This is a genomic window from Paraburkholderia sp. CNPSo 3274 (assembly GCF_024206475.1).
Lineage (GTDB): Bacteria > Pseudomonadota > Gammaproteobacteria > Burkholderiales > Burkholderiaceae > Paraburkholderia.
Genome location: NZ_JAMBPR010000242.1, coordinates 1 through 768, shown reverse-complemented (window position 1 = coordinate 768; position 768 = coordinate 1). Strand labels below are relative to the sequence as shown.

The 768-nt window shown below is 62.0% G+C and carries 1 protein-coding gene and 1 pseudogene; both read left to right on the top strand.

Annotation, left to right across the window (positions count from 1 at the left end; all coding sequences use genetic code 11):
* Positions 1–328: hypothetical protein (locus tag M3I54_RS44470; protein ID WP_254346740.1), on the top strand; the 328-nt coding region annotated here is incomplete at its 5' end.
* 164 nt (positions 329–492) lie between these two features.
* Positions 493–768 (top strand): annotated as a pseudogene (locus M3I54_RS44465) (ATP-dependent helicase); the annotation flags it as partial.

Genomic DNA, 768 nt, shown 5'->3' with positions numbered 1-768 from the left:
GATCTGGTGGACTTCCGATTCCAGTGACGCGTTCGACGAGGAGATCCCTGACGACCTTGAGACTTCCGATCGCTACCTCGCGATACCGCACAGGAACGAGCTTGATCTCGGAAGCCGTCTCGCCTTGCGCTTTGTCGCACAGACGTTGCCTGCATGTTACGACCAGGTCGAAGGATTTTTCCGGAGGCGAGGGGCTTATGCGCGTTTCAAGGAATTGCTGGAACGTGAAGGCGTTCTCGAGCGCTGGTATTCGTTTGAAACCGATGCTGTCGAAAGCGCGCTGAGACAATGGAGTGCCGAAAACGGGCTTGAGCTTGTTGAGACATGACGGGCTGTCAGCTTTCGCAACGCAAGGTGTGCTGTCTCCGCGGGTCAACCGCGTACGTGCTCTGCTGATGCGTCCCCCGCCGGGCCGCCCGATCCGCTGTGGGTCATGCGAAAATCAGCGGCCCCATATCGCCGGGAGCGATCGCACATGAGGTCTGGTATCGCGTGAAGAGCACCTTTATTCCCACGGGAGAGCAGCAGGCGGTGATCGAGGCGGCGCGTGGCACCGGGGACCTGAAGATCAAGGCATTTGCAGGCGCGGGCAAGACCTCCACGCTCCAGCTCGTGGCCGAGCACATCGGGCATCGGCGCGGTATGTACCTCGCGTTCAACCGGGAAATCGCGGCAAACGCCGCCCGGCGCTTTCCACCTCACGTCGGCGCACGGACGATGCATTCGCTGGCGTGGGCCTGCGCCAGCCCGGCGCTCAGAAGCCGCGTG